This window comes from Pseudomonas sp. W5-01, from assembly GCF_046540435.1.
In the GTDB taxonomy this organism is placed as follows: Bacteria; Pseudomonadota; Gammaproteobacteria; order Pseudomonadales; family Pseudomonadaceae; genus Aquipseudomonas; species Aquipseudomonas graminis_B.
In genome coordinates this window covers 316,386-331,300 of the sequence record NZ_JAXCIP010000005.1, presented here as the reverse complement: position 1 = coordinate 331,300, position 14,915 = coordinate 316,386, and the positions used below count along the sequence as shown (strand labels likewise).

Here is a 14,915-nt window from a genome sequence, read left to right as displayed (position 1 = left end):
CTCCGTGGCGACACGCCGTGTCATCTGCAAGCAGTTCGCGACCCAGCTTGCCGCCGAGCGTACCCGCCTTCTCTATCAGGGATCGCTCCTGCCGACCCTGTTCATGTTCATCAATGGTTTGCTCTGCGCATGGCTGCTCTGGAGCCCCGAGCGTTACGTGCTGGTTGGCGTCTGGCTGGGATGGCTGTCAGCGCTGGTCAGTCTGCGCGTGCTGCAGGTCGCAGCGTTCAGGTCGGCATCAATGGATCGTCGTTCACAGCCAATCTGGAATCGCATGTTTCTGGCCGGCGCCTGTGTCAGCGGTTTCACGTTGTCCAGCGCCGCGCTGGTGCTGATGCCCGCGCAAAGCCTCTCGCAACAGGCCTGGGTGTTCGGCCTGATCGGCGCCGCGACGCTGTCTGCCAGTGTGGCCTATGCGGTGAGCATTCCGGCATTCCTCACCTTCACGCTGCCGTGCCTGCTGCCGCCCATCTTCTATCTGTTCTGGACCGGCGACCCACAATGCCATGGCTGGGGCTGGCTCGGCCTGATTCTGCTGCTGGCGCTGATCGTGGTGGCCGCGCAGGTCAACCGTTTGATCGAGCGGGGCCTAATCCGGCGGTTTCAGAACGTGGCGCTCATCGAGCACCTTCAACAGGCCCAAGCCAAAAGTGACGAGCTGAATCGCGAGCTGACGCGCCAGTACGAAGAGCGTACGCGCTATCTGACCCATTACGATGAGCTGACCGGCCTGGCCAATCGGGCGTTGTTCAACGAGCGGCTGCGCGAGGCCAATCAGCGTGCGCGTCATGGCGGGCGAACGCTGGCCCTGCTGCACATCAACCTTGATCGCTTCAAATTGCTCAATGACAGCTTGGGTCACGACATCGCTGACCAGTTGCTGCGCCTCGTCGCGCGCCGGCTGAACGCCCACGTAGCGGACGCCGATACCGTCGCGCGTTTGTCGGCGGACGAGTTTGCCGTGCTATTCGACAGCCACGGCAACCTGACCACAATGGCGCGGATCACGACGCGTCTGCTGGCCAAGCTGCGCTCGCCGATATCGGTGTCCGGCCATGAGCTGGTGGTCAGTGCCTCTATCGGCATCGCGTTGCTGCCGGGTTCCGCTCGAGACATCGCCGCGCTGGTCAGCCAGGCGAACATGGCCATGCAGCATGCCAAGCACCTGGGCGGCGACAATTTTCAGTTCTACACCGAAAGCCTTGAGGCGGGCACGCCCGGTCGTTTGCAGCTGGAAATCCAACTGCGTCGCGCGATCGCAGAAGGGCAGCTGGAAGTGTTTTATCAGCCGAAGCTGGAGCTGGAAAGCGGGCGCCTGAACTCGGCAGAAGCACTGGTGCGCTGGCGTCATCCCGAGCGCGGTCTGATTTCGCCCGGCGAGTTCATCGGACTGGCGGAGGAGACCGGTCTGATCGCCAACATCGGGGAGTTCGTGCTGCGCAAAGCCTGCCATCAGGCCTGTGAATGGCAGCGGGAGGGGCTCGCGCCGATCAGAGTGTCAGTCAATCTCTCGGTGCACCAGATGCGCCAGGGCAAGCTGGTCAGCCTCGTGCGGCAAGTGCTGGAAGAAACCGGGCTCAAGCCGGAATACCTGGAGCTTGAGCTCACCGAGAGTCAGTTGCTGGAGAGCGTCGAGCACATCATCACCACGTTCCAGCAACTGCGCGCACTCGGCGTGAAATTGGCCATCGACGATTTCGGCACCGGCTATTCATCGTTGAGCTATCTGAAGCGATTTCCAGTGCATTGCGTGAAGATCGACCAGGCCTTCATCCGCGGCTTGAACGAAGGGGCGGAAGACGCGGCGATTACACGGGCAATCATTGCGATGGCCCACAGTCTTGACCTCAGGGTTGTGGCCGAGGGCGTGGAAGATTGCGAGCAACTGGAGTTTCTCAGGGCTCATGGTTGCGACGAGGTTCAAGGCTACTTGATCAGTCGCCCGGTGGAGGCCAGCGTCATGGGCGGCATCCTGCGCAGTTGTCTGGCTGAAGCCTGGAGTCCTGTACGAAAAGCCCTACACTACAAAGCGACCTGACCCTCAACACCGATCGGTTGACCACGGGAAGATCGTTTAACTGTGCGGTTTGCAGGTCATGTAGTATAACTACAAGAAAGCTACAGCCCGGCCCATCCTTCACTTGAGTCCTGTCCTTTGAATCTGTTGCAGCACATCGCCCAGTCACGCCATCTCTTGCGCAAGTCGGAGCTGAAAGTAGCCGATCACGTGCTGCTCGATCCGGCGGCCGTGATGCACAGCTCCATGGCCGACCTGGCGCATGCGGTCGGGATCAGTGAGCCAACCATCGTGCGTTTCTGCCGCGCCATTGGCTGCACCGGGTTTCAGGATCTGAAACTCAAGCTGGCGCAAAGCCTCGCCGCCGGCGCGAGCTTTGGGCAGTTCGCTATCCACGAAGACGATTCCGTCGCCGATTACAGCCTGAAGATTTTCGACACCACGCTGCACACGCTGATAGAAGTGCGCGAAAAGCTCGACCCCCATGCCTTGCAGGCAGCGGTGACGGTCATGGCGGCGGCGCATCGGGTCGAGTTCTACGGCTTCGGCGCATCGGGTGCGGTTGCGGCTGACGCCCAGCACAAATTCTTCCGTCTGTTACTGACGGCAGCGTCGTACTCCGATCCGCACATGCAGGCGATGTCGGCTGTGACGCTCAAGCCCACTGACGTCGCGGTGTGTATCTCGCAGTCCGGTCGCTCCAAGGACCTGCTGATCACGGCCAACCTGGTGCGCGAAAGCGGCGCCAACCTGATCACCCTGTGCCCGAGTCAGACGCCATTGGCCGAGCTGTCCACGGTCAATCTCGCCATTGACGTGCACGAAGACACCGAAATCTACACGCCGTTGACCTCACGTATCGCGCACTTGGTGGTCATCGATGTCCTGGCGATGGGCGTCGCGATGGCGCGCGGTCCGAGCCTGGTCAATCACTTGAAGAGCGTGAAGCGCAGCTTGCGCAGCCTGCGTTTGTCGCCGAAGTCGATCAAATCGTCCGAAGATTGAGCTGAACCGCCGCAATGCTGAAACCTTCACCAAGCTGTAACGCTTCCGACGTCTGATCGTCACCGCATCCCGCCACTCTGTACTCCCGCACACGAATGGGAGACAGGATATGCCTCGGCACTACGATGACTCGCAGCAGCACAGCACCTCCAGCACCAAGACCCGCCGTCAGCAGGAAGACCAGCGCCGCATGGCGTTCCGGCGTGCGATCGAAAGCCATTCCGAAGAGCGTCGCCTGAACCAGGAACTCTCGAGCTACCTGGACAGCGCCAGCGCCCACTTCTGGCAGAGCGCTAGCGCTTCGGAAGGTGGCCATCAAAGCGCGCGACCAGCTCGCTGATCTGCGTACGCTCTGTCCGAATGAATGACAGGAACGCGTGAGCCACCGGCGACAGACGTTTGTCCCGTGCCTGTACGACGCACCAGCTTCGGTACAGCGGCAATTCGGCCACTGGCAGCTCAATCAGCGTGCCAGTGGCAAGTTCCAGGCTCAGTGCATGGCGCGTCAGCAGTGCGACGCCGAGCCCCGCCACCACGCATTCACGCTGCGCTTCCGCCGAGGACACCTCCAGCGTGTGCTCGAAGTGAACGCGTTTCTCCTTGAAATACTCCTCGCAGGCCTTGCGCGTCCCCGAGCCCTGTTCGCGGACCACCAGCGTTGCCGCCTCCAGGTCCTTCAGCGTCGGATTGGCGAGCAAGGTCAACGGATGATCCGGCGGCGCGACGGCCACAATCGGGTTATTCAGAAAGGGCAAGAACTCCAGCCCCATGTCCTGGGGGACCATCGACATCACCACCAGATCATCGCGGTTATCCGAGAGTCGCCGAATCACCTGCGCCCGATTGACGACCGTGAGGTTGAGCATCACCTCCGGGTATTTGCGCTTGAAGGCTGCGAACAGGTGGGGGACGAAATACTTGGCACTGGATTCGATCGCCAGTTTGAGCTGCCCCTGCAGCGAGCCCTGCATGTCGGACAGCTGCATGTCGAGGTTCTCCAGCCGACCGAAAATGTCGCGACTGGCGAGCTGCAGCGCCTCCGCGGCCTCCGTGAGATAGAGCTTTTTACCCACGTATTCGAACAGCGGCTGGCCGACCAACTCTTCCAGTTGACGAATCTGCAGGCTCACCGCCGGCTGGGTCAGTGACATTTCCTCAGCCGCTCGACTGTAAGAACGCAAATCACAGACCTCGTTGAAGATGCGTAATTGACGCAATGTCATGCGCATCAGTGACTTACGCATCCTTCTGCCCCTAATCGGCTAACTGATACTGGCAACTATAAGGTTTTACTTATGGTTCACCCAATATTTACTCATTTTTGTTAATTGCTGATTCGTCATAGGGTGGCTTCACCTGCGAGCAACATGCAGTTACGGAATGTCGCGCGGTATTGGCCAGTCATCTGGTCCGTCTGCTAATCGGTCGAGGAGATACCAGTGATAAGAAAAATCCTGATCGCCAACCGTGGGGAAATTGCTGTCCGAATCGTGCGCGCCTGCGCCGAAATGGGCATCCGCTCGGTGGCGATCTATTCCGATGCGGACCGTCACGCGCTGCACGTCAAGCGTGCCGACGAAGCCTACGGCATCGGCTCGGAGCCCCTCGAAGGCTATCTGAACCCGCGCAAGCTGGTGAATCTCGCCGTTGAAACCGGCTGCGACGCACTGCATCCCGGTTACGGGTTTCTGTCGGAAAACGCAGAGCTGGCGGATATCTCTGCCGAACGGGGTATCAAGTTCATCGGCCCGTCCGCTGAAGTGATCCGCCGCATGGGCGACAAAACCGAGGCCCGCCGCAGCATGATCAAGGCCGGCGTACCAGTAACGCCCGGCACGGAGGGCAATGTGGCCGACATCGCCGAGGCGCTGGTTGAAGGCGATCGCATCGGTTACCCCGTCATGCTCAAGGCCACTTCCGGCGGCGGCGGTCGCGGCATTCGTCGCTGCAACAGCCGGGATGAACTGGAGCAGGCGTTCCCCCGGGTCATTTCCGAGGCCACCAAGGCCTTCGGCAAGGCTGAAGTTTTTCTCGAAAAGTGCATCGTCAATCCCAAGCACATCGAAGCGCAGATACTCGGCGACAGCTTTGGCAACGTCGTTCACCTGTTCGAGCGTGATTGCTCGATCCAGCGCCGCAACCAGAAGCTCATCGAAATCGCCCCCAGCCCGCAACTGACGCCGGAGCAGCGCGCCTACATCGGCGACTTGTCCGTGCGGGCCGCCAAGGCCGTGGGCTACGAGAACGCCGGCACCGTGGAGTTCTTGCTCGCCGAGGGCGAGGTGTACTTCATGGAAATGAACACCCGCGTACAGGTCGAGCACACGATTACCGAGGAAATCACCGGGATCGACATCGTGCGCGAGCAGATCCGCATTGCGTCGGGGCTGCCACTGTCGGTCAAGCAGGAAGACATCATCCATCGCGGTTTCGCGTTGCAGTTCCGCATCAACGCGGAAGACCCGAAGAACAACTTTCTGCCGAGCTTCGGCAAAATCACCCGTTATTACGCGCCCGGCGGCCCCGGCGTGCGCACCGACACGGCGATCTACACCGGCTACACCATTCCGCCGTATTACGACTCCATGTGCCTGAAGCTGATCGTCTGGGCGCTGACCTGGGAAGAAGCAATGGACCGCGGCCTGCGTGCGCTGGATGACATGCGTCTGCAGGGGGTAAAGACCACGGCCGCGTATTACCAGGAAATCCTGCGCAACCCGGAATTCCGCAGCGGCCAGTTCAATACCAGCTTCGTTGAGAGCCACCCCGAGCTGACCAATTACTCGATCAAGCGCAAACCCGAAGAGCTGGCCCTGGCCATCGCCGCCGCCATCGCTGCCCATGCGGGCTTATGAACACGTTAGCTGCAAGCCACAAGCGGCAAGCTGCAAGAAAGAGCGCGATCGGCTTTTGCTTGAGGCTTGCAGCTTGGCGCTTGCAGCGCTGAGGAGATAAAAATGACCAAGAAGATCCATGTCACCGACACCATTTTGCGCGACGCCCACCAGTCCCTGCTGGCGACCCGCATGCGCACCGAGGACATGCTGCCGATCTGCGACAGGCTCGATAAAGTCGGCTACTGGTCGCTGGAAGTGTGGGGCGGTGCGACCTTCGACGCCTGCGTGCGTTTTCTGAAGGAAGACCCGTGGGAGCGCCTTCGCCAACTGCGCGCGGCGCTGCCCAACACGCGTCTGCAGATGCTGCTTCGCGGTCAGAACCTGCTGGGCTATCGACACTACAGCGATGACGTGGTCAAGGCATTCGTCGCCAAGGCAGCGGACAACGGTATCGACGTGTTCCGGATCTTCGATGCCATGAACGACGTGCGTAATCTGCGCGTCGCGGTCGAAGCGGTGAAGGCTGCCGGGAAGCATGCTCAAGGCACCATTGCGTACACCACCAGCCCGGTGCACACCATTGGCGCGTTTGTGGCGCAAGCCAAAGAAATGGAAGCGATGGGCTGTGATTCCGTCGCGATCAAGGACATGGCCGGTCTGCTGACCCCCTATGCCACGGGCGAGCTGGTCAAGGCGCTGAAGGCCGAGCAATCGCTGCCGGTGTTCATTCACTCCCACGACACCGCGGGCCTGGCCGCGATGTGCCAGCTCAAGGCCATCGAAAACGGTGCCGACCATATCGACACCGCGATCTCCAGCTTCGCCTGGGGCACCAGCCATCCGGGTACCGAATCGATGGTCGCGGCCCTGAAAGGCAGCGAATTCGACACCGGCCTGGACTTGGAGCTGCTGCAGGAAATCGGTCTGTATTTCTACGCGGTGCGTAAGAAGTATCACCAGTTTGAGAGCGAATTCACGGCGGTCGATACCCGTGTGCAGGTCAACCAGGTCCCGGGCGGCATGATCTCCAACCTCGCCAACCAGCTCAAAGAGCAGGGCGCGTTGAACCGCATGGGCGAAGTGCTGGCCGAGATTCCGCGGGTGCGCAAAGACTTGGGCTATCCGCCGTTGGTGACTCCCACTTCACAGATCGTCGGCACCCAGGCTTTTTTCAACGTGCTGGCCGGTGAGCGCTACAAAACCATCACCAACGAAGTGAAGCTTTACCTGACTGGCGGCTACGGCAAGGCGCCAGGGCAAGTGGACGAGACCTTGCGCCGTCAAGCCATCGGCAGTGAAGAGCTGATCGATGTGCGTCCGGCCGACCTGCTCAAGCCTGAAATGACCAAGCTGCGCGGCGAAATCGGCGCGTTGGCCACCACCGAAGAGGACGTGCTGACCTATGCCATGTTCCCGGACATCGGCCGCAAGTTTCTCGAAGAACGTGCGGCGGGCACGCTGGCGCCAGAGCCTTTGCTGCCGATTCCAGAGCCGGGCGCAGTCGCTAAAGCAGGCGGCGAGGGCGTTCCGACCGAATTCGTGATCGATGTTCACGGCGAAAGCTACCGCGTCGATATCACTGGCGTGGGCGTCAAGGCCGAGGGTAAGCGCCACTTCTATCTGTCCATCGACGGCATGCCGGAAGAAGTGGTGTTCGAGCCGCTCAATGAGTTCGTTGGCAGCGGCATCGGCAAGCGTGCGCAAGCCAGCAAGCCGGGCCATGTCAGTACTTCCATGCCGGGCAATATCGTCGATGTGCTGGTGAAGGAGGGCGATGACGTTCGCGCCGGTCAGGCGGTGCTGATCACCGAAGCGATGAAGATGGAGACCGAAGTTCAGGCGGCAGTGGCCGGCAAGGTCGCAGCCATCCATGTCGCGAAAGGCGATCGCGTCAACCCGGGCGAGATTTTGATCGAAATCGAGGGCTGACACAGCCGCTGCAAGATTGACGGCCTGCCGCGCACAGACGCGGCAGGCTGAACGATTACCTCTGGGGGAGCTCTCGTGGCTCCTCTTTTTTTGCCTGAAGCTGGGCGCTTTAGGCTGTTTCGTTTCAACGCGCTCACTTGCCGCGCAGTTGCTCCAGCGTCCTGATTTGCTGGCCATCCTTGAAGTTATCCACAGCCAGCCATGCTTCGAACGCCTCCCGTAGTGCCGGCCACTCGGTGTCGATGATCGAGTACCAGGCGGTGTCCCGGTTTTGCCCCTTGAACACCGCGTGTTGGCGGAATGTGCCTTCGAAGCTGAACCCGAAGCGTTCGGCCGCGCGCTTGGAGCGGGAATTGTTGGCGTTGCATTTCCATTCCAGGCGGCGATTGCCCAGCGAGAAAGATTCCTTCGCCAGGAGATAAACCGCCTCTGTTGCCTTGGGCGTGCGTTGCATCGACGCGCCGAAGGTCACATGGCCAATTTCGATGCGGCCCGCGCTCGGGAAGATGGACATCAAGCCCAGAAAGCCGTCGATGGCGCCGGTCTGTTGATCAATGACGGTGTAGAACCACGGATCGGTCGAGCCTTCCAGGCCTGCGAGATAGTCATCGAATGCGCCGCGCTCTGGAAACGGGCCGACAAACAGGTAATCCCACAATTTTCGGTCAGCGGCCGGGCCTTCCAGTGCCTCCCACAGACCATCGCCATGCTGGGCGGCGTTGAGTTTTTCCAGACGGATGAAGCGTCCTTGCAGTGTGCGCGTGTCCGGCAGCCTGGCCGGTTGCCACTGAGTGAGATCCGACATATCGAGAGTTCCTGGTCTTAGAGCGGTTTGCGAAATTGAATAAGGCCCGGGCGCTCAGCGATGCGCTCGTAGAGCTGAATGGCGGTTGCGTTGGTCTCGTGGGTGAGCCAATGGACTTTGTCGGCGCCGTCCCGTTTGGCGGTCGCGTAAACGTACTCGATCAGTTGGCGGCCAACGCCCGTGCCGCGCTGTTCCGGCACCACCAGCAAATCCTGCAGGTAGCAGGCATTGCCGATGCTCCAGTTGGATCGGTGATAAATGAAATGCACCATGCCCACCGCCTTGCCGTCCTGCCAGGCGAGGGCGGCGTTGGTGGGCTCGCTGCTGTCCAGAAACCGTTGCCAAGTGCTCTGTGTGACCGCGTCAGCCAGTGTGGTTTTGTAGAAGCTCAGATAGGCATGCCATAACGGCAACCAGGCTTCTTGGTCTTCGGCGGTGACGGGACGGATGTGGAGGTCAGACACGCGGTGCTCCCTGGTTCATCAATTGAGCGATTTTCTGATCGGATGGGTCCTGGCTGAGTGCCAGGCCTTTGCTTACCCCCGCGATGTCTGCGGCGCTGCGGTTCTGGTTAAGCTTGCGCTTGCCTTCCAGCCGCTCGACGGGGATCGCGAAGCCGACGATGCCGTTGAGCATCTTCTCGATGTAATCGGCGGGTGCGTCGCTGACCGCCCAGGGCTCGGCGCGGCTGGCTTCGTGCTTGTCGGTCAGGCCGTTGACAATCCGCAACAGTCGCGCGGGATCAGTGAACACATCGGCGCGGCCGTATGCGTGCACCGCCAGGTAATTCCACGTGGGCACCACTTTGCCGTGCTCGGCCTTGGCGGCATAAAAAGAAGGGCTGATGTAGGCGTCCGCACCTTGGAAAATCAGCAGTGCTTCGGCGCCCGTATCGAGGGCTTTCCACTGCGGATTGGCCTTGGCCAAATGCCCGTACATCGTGCCTTGCGGGCCCTGAGTCGGTTCCAGCAGCAATGGGATATGACTCGCCTGCAAACCGGTCTCGTCAAACGTGACCAGTGTTGCCAGGCGTGTGGCGTCAATCTGCCCATGCAAACTGGCAAGGTCTTCATCTTTGAAATAGCTGGGCGTGTACATGAGATTTTCCTTGGCGGCTGAGCCAATCCTAGGCAGCCTATTGGTTCGTTGTAAGAGCCATTTATGGTCAATCTCATAGGGCCAATCCCATGCACGTACCCACGCCGGCGCTGACCTTCGATTTCGCCGGCATCGCGCTGAACCGCCGCCATGGCCTCAGCCGCCAGCTCTATCAGACCCTGCGCGAGCGCATCCTCGACGGTCGCGTACCGGGAGGCACGCGCTTGCCGGCGAGCCGGGATCTGGCCTTGTCCCTTGGCATTTCTCGCAACAGCGTCATGCGTGCCTATGACCAGCTCTACGCGGAAGGCTTTACCGAAAGCCGTGTTGGCGATGGCACGTACGTCGCCTTGTTGAGGGAGCAACCGTCCGCTGCGAAAAAACTATCCACACAGCTGTCCACAGGGTTATCACCAAGCTTATCAACAGGTTTATCCACAAAGTGGCCGACAGTAGCGGCCGAATTGCCAAGCAATCTTATCCACAGCACGGCGATGAACACCCTGGAACAGCATCATTTACGACCCCCGAAAAGCGGCCTGCCTAAGGCGTTTCGAACAGGGGTTCCGGCATTCGATCTGTTCCCTTTTGACACGTGGGGCAAGCTGCACGCGGCTTTCTGGCGTAAGCCGGGCTTGCAACATCTGGGCTATGGCGACCCGGCCGGCGAATGGCGTTTGCGGGAGCTGATCGCGGCTTATTTGAGGACGTCCCGCGATCTTCGCTGCGCACCTGAGCAAATTGTGATCACCAATGGCGCGCAGCAGGCGATAACCCTTTGTGCACAGCTGCTGCTGGAGCCGGGCGACGTGGTGGCCATCGAAAATCCGGGGTACCGCGCGGCCGGTCATGCCTTCGGAGTGGCTGGCGCCCAGTTGCAGGGCATGGCGGTTGACGCCGAGGGCATGCGCAGTCCGGGGCGCGATGACTCAGGCTGCAAGTTGGCGTACGTGACGCCCTCTCATCAATACCCGATGGGCGTGACCATGAGTCTGGCGCGGCGGCTGGAACTGCTTGCGTGGGCCGAGCGCAATCAGGGCTGGATCGTCGAAGACGACTACGACGGCGAATACCGCTACAGCGGTGCCCCGCTGGCGCCGTTGGCAGCGCTGGATCGTAGCGGTCGCGTGCTGTATGTCGGGACCTTCGGCAAGGTCGCGTTTCCGGCCCTGCGTCTGGGTTATCTGGTGTTGCCGCGCAACCTGGTAGAGCCGTTCAGTCGGCGACGGGCCGTGGACATGCGTCATTCCGAGATCGGCACGCAAATGGTCATGGCCGAGTTCATCGCGGCGGGTCACTTTCAGCGGCACATCCGTCGCATGCGCCGGGCTGCCTTGAGTCGACGTGACGCATTACTGGCCGACTGGCCCCATGAACTTGCGGGTTGCAGCCCGATGATCAAGCCGGTTGCAGGGCTGCGTGTCACGGTCGCGGTGGACACGTTAGAGCGTGAGACGGAGCTGGTGACCAAAGCGGAAAGTGTCGGGGTCGAGGTCGCGCCGTTGAGTGAGTACTGGCTGCCGGAGTCAGAGACGCCGATGGATGATCGGGCCGGGCTGGTGTTGGGATTTGCGGCGGTGCCTGAGGCCGACATCGCCTCGGCGCTGGCGCGGTTGCGAAGCGTCTGGCGGGTTTGAGGGGGCTGAAGCCGGTGGCGGCGTCGGCGCGTCATCCAGCAGACACCGGCGTATACTCGCGCCCATCGCAATCCTTCTCCGAGATACGCCCATGAGTCTTCTTCTCTCTGCGGCGCCGCAGCGCAAGCTTGGCGCGCCGCTGACCGCCTTCCTCTTGTTGGTGGTCGGCGCTCTTTTCCTGCAATCGGCCGTTGGCGGCAGGCAAGTGCTATTACTGATCGTTGGCGCCGCGCTGGGCCTGACGCTCTATCACGCTGCGTTCGGCTTCACCTCGGCCTGGCGGGTATTTATCAACGAGCGACGCGGTGCCGGTTTACGCGCGCAAATGGTGATGCTGGCCGTCGCGGTGGTGCTGTTTTTCCCCGCGCTGGGTGCCGGTACGCTGTTCGGCACGCCGGTCACCGGCCTCGTGGCCCCGGCCGGTGTGTCCGTAGTCTTCGGCGCCTTCATCTTCGGCATCGGCATGCAAATGGGCGGCGGCTGTGCGTCTGGCACGCTGTTCACCGTCGGCGGCGGCAATGCGAGGATGCTCGTGACCCTGCTGTTCTTCATCATTGGCTCGCTGATCGCCACCCATCACGTCGATTGGTGGTTCTCGCTGCCGTCGTTTCCTGCCACCTCCATCGTCAAAAGCTTCGGTGTGATGCCCGCGCTGCTCACGAGCCTGGCCCTGTTCGCGGTCATCGCCCTTGTGACCGTCAAGCTGGAAAAGCGTCGGCATGGGGAGCTGGAAGCGGCCGTCACCAGTGAGCACGTTGGCTTGCGCCGTTTCCTCCGTGGCCCTTGGCCGCTGGTGTGGGGCGCGGTAGGGTTGGCGCTGCTCAATTACGCCACGCTGGCATTGGCAGGTCGTCCCTGGGGTATCACCTCGGCTTTCGCGCTGTGGGGCGCAAAGGTCGCCGGTGGTTTGGGCGTGGATGTGGGCAGCTGGCCGTTCTGGCAGATGCCAGCAAACGCCAAGGCGTTGGCCGCACCGGTGTGGGAGGACATCACCACCGTCATGGACATCGGCATCATGCTGGGTGCGGCAGTGGCGGCGGGTCTTGCAGGACGATTCGCCCCGAGTCTGAAAATCCCGACGCGCTCGTTGATCGCGGCAGTGATTGGTGGGCTCTTGCTGGGGTACGGTTCGCGCCTGGCGTACGGCTGCAACATCGGCGCTTACTTCAGCGGCATCGCTTCAGGCAGCGTGCACGGCTGGCTTTGGCTGGTCGCTGCCTTTGCAGGCAACGCAGTGGGCGTGAGGATTCGGCCGTTCTTCTTTGCGGGTGAGCGTCGGTCCGCTGTATTGACCGGATGCTGATCGAGTGATCTAAAGGAAGGAGGGCGCTTGCCCGCGATTGCGGGCAAGCGCTCTTAAGCAGGATTTAACCGGCGATTTGCTCTTTCGCCCGCTTGGCGATGTTTTCCGCCGTGAATCCGTATTTGGCCTGCAGTTTGTCAATGGGAGCCGACGCACCGAAGGTGTTCATCACGATCTTCGCGCCGGTCTGACCGACATACCGATCCCAGCCCACGGGCCCTGCCTGCTCTACCACCACCCGGGCTTTAACGTCCGGCGGCAGCACGCCGTCGCGATAGGCCTTGTCCTGATCCTCGAACAGTTCCCAGCTCGGCATCGACACCACTCGCGCCGCGACCCCCTCGGCTTTGAGCTTCTCGAACGCCTCGACGGTCATGCCGACCTCGCTGCCGGTGGCGATCAGGATGAGGTCCACTTTGCCTTCCACCGCATCGGCCAGCACATAAGCGCCTTTGGTTAAGCCCTCGGCGCTCGCGTATTTCGAGCGATCAAGGGTTGGCAGCGGCTGACGCGACAGCACCAGGCACGACGGCCTGCTGGTTTGCGCCAGTGCAATTTTCCAGGCTTGGGCCGTTTCGTTGGCATCGCCCGGACGAATCGTCAGCACACCCGGTGTCGCACGCAGCTGAGTCAGTTGCTCGATAGGCTGGTGGGTCGGGCCGTCCTCGCCGACGCCAATGGAGTCATGGGTAAATACGAAGATAACCGGCAATTCCATGATCGACGCCAGACGGATCGGTGGCTTCATGTAATCGCTGAACACCAGAAAGGTCGAGGTATACGGGCGGATGTATGACAGAGCCAGACCGTTGGCAATGGAACCCATGGCATGTTCGCGGATACCGAAGTGTAGGTTTCGACCGCCGTAATTGCCTGCTTCGAAGCTGCCTGCCCCATCAAACGTCAGGTTGGTTTTGGTCGACGGCGAAAGGTCGGCCGAGCCACCGATCAGCCAAGGGATTTGCTCGGCAAATGCATTCAGCACCTTGCCACCGGAAGCGCGCGAGGCGATGCCTTTGGCGTCCGCTTCAAAACGCATCTCCTTGTCCTGCCAGCCTTCGGGCATTTCACCGGCACGCATGCGCTTGAGCTGATCAGCGAGGTCGGGCTGGTCCTTTTCAAACTGGTTGAAGGTCGCCAGCCAGGCGTCGTAATCGCTGCCGCCGCGCTCCAGCAATGCATCACGCAGGCAATGGCGGGCATCTTCCGGCACCAGGAAGCTGCTGTTTTCATCCCAGCCGTAGGCTTTTTTCGTCAGCTTGATTTCGTCATCGCCCAGCGGTTCGCCGTGGGCGGCAGACGTGTTGTGCTTATTGGGAGAACCGAAGCCAATGATGCTGTCGACCACGATCAAGGTCGGTGCATCGCTGGTTTGCTGAAAGGTCTGCAGCGCTTTTGCCAGGGCGTTGGCGTCGTTGGCGTCTTTGACGTGCAGGGTTTTCCAGCCGTAGCCCTCGAAACGCTTCTGCACATCGTCGCTGTAAGCCAGCTCGGTGTGGCCTTCGATGCTGATGGTGTTGTTGTCGTAGATCCAGCACAGGTTCGACAGCTTCAAATGTCCGGCAAGTGAAGCCGCTTCTGCGGTGACGCCTTCCATCATGTCGCCATCGCCGCACAACACGTAAACGCTGTAATCGAACAGCGTAGCGCCGGGCTTGTTGAAGTGCTCGCCCAGCCAGCGCTCGCCCATCGCCATGCCGACGCTGTTGGCGCAACCTTGGCCCAGCGGGCCAGTGGTTGTCTCTACGCCGGTGGTCATGCGGTATTCAGGATGGCCCGGAGTTTTGGAGTCCATCTGACGAAACTGCTTGATGTCCTCGAGGCTCACCGCAGGCTTGCCCGATGGTTTGCCGTGCTCGTCGATCTCGATCACACCTGCCAGGTGCAGCAGCGAATAAAGCAGCATCGAAGCGTGGCCGACCGATAGCACGAAGCGGTCCCGGTTTGGCCAGTCAGGGTGTTCCGGGTGATAACGCAGGAAATCTTTCCACAGCGTGTAGCCGACAGGTGCCAGCGCCATAGGCGTGCCGGGGTGGCCGGAATTGGCTTTCTGCACGGCGTCCATGGCCAGGGTGCGAATGGTATTGATGGTCAGTTGGTCGCGGTCGGTGTGCGGCGTGAACGTGCGCGCAGCGCCTGATCGTTCGGTGGAGGGAGTATTGGCAGACGAGCTCATTAACGTTCTCCTCGTGACGGGTAGCTGAAACATCCAGATAGGTGTTGAGCACAGGGAGGGCGTTATCGTTCCATGAACAATCTGTCAGCCGGCTCGGGGGAGAACCGA

The 14,915-nt window shown here is 61.0% G+C and carries 12 protein-coding genes; 7 read left to right on the top strand and 5 right to left on the bottom strand.

The genetic code is table 11. The annotated features are described in order from the left end of the window. Positions 1-241: 241 nt before the first annotated feature. The 3 genes from SLW75_RS18300 to SLW75_RS18290 all read left to right on the top strand — a co-directional run bounded on the left by SLW75_RS18300 (position 242) and on the right by SLW75_RS18290 (position 3,362). On the top strand, positions 242-2,038 hold the full coding sequence (locus SLW75_RS18300) for a putative bifunctional diguanylate cyclase/phosphodiesterase (protein WP_410928360.1): 1,797 nt from the start codon (positions 242-244) through the stop codon (positions 2,036-2,038). A gap of 117 nt (positions 2,039-2,155) precedes the next feature. Further along, positions 2,156-3,022, top strand: a complete 867-nt coding sequence (hexR, locus tag SLW75_RS18295; protein ID WP_065988147.1) for a transcriptional regulator HexR — start codon at positions 2,156-2,158, stop codon at positions 3,020-3,022. 109 nt (positions 3,023-3,131) lie between these two features. Further along, positions 3,132-3,362 carry a PA3496 family putative envelope integrity protein gene (locus SLW75_RS18290; RefSeq protein WP_065988149.1) on the top strand — a complete coding sequence of 77 codons (231 nt, stop codon included), beginning with the start codon at positions 3,132-3,134 and terminating at the stop codon, positions 3,360-3,362. Here SLW75_RS18290 and SLW75_RS18285 read toward each other — a convergent pair. Further along, positions 3,316-4,266, bottom strand: coding sequence for a LysR family transcriptional regulator (locus SLW75_RS18285; protein WP_065988153.1), 951 nt, complete (start codon positions 4,264-4,266; stop codon positions 3,316-3,318). The genes SLW75_RS18290 and SLW75_RS18285 overlap by 47 nt on opposite strands. A 195-nt stretch (positions 4,267-4,461) precedes the next feature. Here SLW75_RS18285 and SLW75_RS18280 point away from each other — a divergent pair, with 195 nt between their 5' ends. After that, positions 4,462-5,877, top strand: a complete 1,416-nt coding sequence (locus SLW75_RS18280) for an acetyl-CoA carboxylase biotin carboxylase subunit (RefSeq protein WP_410935098.1) — start codon at positions 4,462-4,464, stop codon at positions 5,875-5,877. Between the two features lie 102 nt (positions 5,878-5,979). Then, a complete protein-coding gene (oadA, locus tag SLW75_RS18275; RefSeq protein ID WP_410935097.1) occupies positions 5,980-7,788 on the top strand; it encodes a sodium-extruding oxaloacetate decarboxylase subunit alpha in 1,809 nt (602 codons plus the stop codon). A gap of 133 nt (positions 7,789-7,921) precedes the next feature. Here oadA and SLW75_RS18270 read toward each other — a convergent pair whose 3' ends face one another. The 3 genes from SLW75_RS18270 to SLW75_RS18260 are packed head-to-tail and all read right to left on the bottom strand — an operon-like array spanning position 7,922 to position 9,691. Then, a complete protein-coding gene (locus SLW75_RS18270; protein WP_410935096.1) occupies positions 7,922-8,593 on the bottom strand; it encodes a GNAT family N-acetyltransferase in 672 nt (223 codons plus the stop codon). 17 nt (positions 8,594-8,610) lie between these two features. Continuing rightward, positions 8,611-9,057 (bottom strand): GNAT family N-acetyltransferase, encoded by a 447-nt coding sequence (locus SLW75_RS18265; RefSeq protein ID WP_410935095.1) that lies wholly within the window; start codon positions 9,055-9,057, stop codon positions 8,611-8,613. Continuing rightward, a complete protein-coding gene (locus SLW75_RS18260; RefSeq protein ID WP_410935094.1) occupies positions 9,050-9,691 on the bottom strand; it encodes an FMN-binding negative transcriptional regulator in 642 nt (213 codons plus the stop codon). The genes SLW75_RS18265 and SLW75_RS18260 overlap by 8 nt, the downstream gene beginning before the upstream one ends. 89 nt (positions 9,692-9,780) lie before the next feature. Here SLW75_RS18260 and SLW75_RS18255 point away from each other — a divergent pair, with 89 nt between their 5' ends. Further along, positions 9,781-11,328, top strand: a complete 1,548-nt coding sequence (locus tag SLW75_RS18255) for a PLP-dependent aminotransferase family protein (RefSeq protein WP_410935093.1) — start codon at positions 9,781-9,783, stop codon at positions 11,326-11,328. Between the two features lie 91 nt (positions 11,329-11,419). After that, positions 11,420-12,631, top strand: a complete 1,212-nt coding sequence (locus tag SLW75_RS18250; protein WP_410935092.1) for a YeeE/YedE family protein — start codon at positions 11,420-11,422, stop codon at positions 12,629-12,631. A 64-nt stretch (positions 12,632-12,695) separates the two neighbouring features. On the opposite strand, the gene tkt is transcribed toward SLW75_RS18250, so the two are convergent. Further along, complete coding sequence (gene tkt / locus SLW75_RS18245) at positions 12,696-14,807, bottom strand: transketolase (RefSeq protein WP_410935091.1); 2,112 nt, start codon at positions 14,805-14,807, stop codon at positions 12,696-12,698. Positions 14,808-14,915 lie beyond the last annotated feature (108 nt).

Excerpts from the sequence above, each read along its gene's own strand:
- SLW75_RS18270 (WP_410935096.1), bottom strand. The coding sequence starts at position 8,593 with ATGTCGGATCTCACTCAGTGGCAACCGGCCAGGCTGCCGGACACGCGC.
- SLW75_RS18300 (WP_410928360.1), top strand. The coding sequence starts at position 242 with ATGGATCGTCGTTCACAGCCAATCTGGAATCGCATGTTTCTGGCCGGC.
- SLW75_RS18285 (WP_065988153.1), bottom strand. The coding sequence starts at position 4,266 with ATGCGTAAGTCACTGATGCGCATGACATTGCGTCAATTACGCATCTTC.
- SLW75_RS18250 (WP_410935092.1), top strand. The coding sequence starts at position 11,420 with ATGAGTCTTCTTCTCTCTGCGGCGCCGCAGCGCAAGCTTGGCGCGCCG.
- SLW75_RS18255 (WP_410935093.1), top strand. The coding sequence starts at position 9,781 with ATGCACGTACCCACGCCGGCGCTGACCTTCGATTTCGCCGGCATCGCG.
- SLW75_RS18290 (WP_065988149.1), top strand. The coding sequence starts at position 3,132 with ATGCCTCGGCACTACGATGACTCGCAGCAGCACAGCACCTCCAGCACC.
- oadA (WP_410935097.1), top strand. The coding sequence starts at position 5,980 with ATGACCAAGAAGATCCATGTCACCGACACCATTTTGCGCGACGCCCAC.
- tkt (WP_410935091.1), bottom strand. The coding sequence starts at position 14,807 with ATGAGCTCGTCTGCCAATACTCCCTCCACCGAACGATCAGGCGCTGCG.
- SLW75_RS18260 (WP_410935094.1), bottom strand. The coding sequence starts at position 9,691 with ATGTACACGCCCAGCTATTTCAAAGATGAAGACCTTGCCAGTTTGCAT.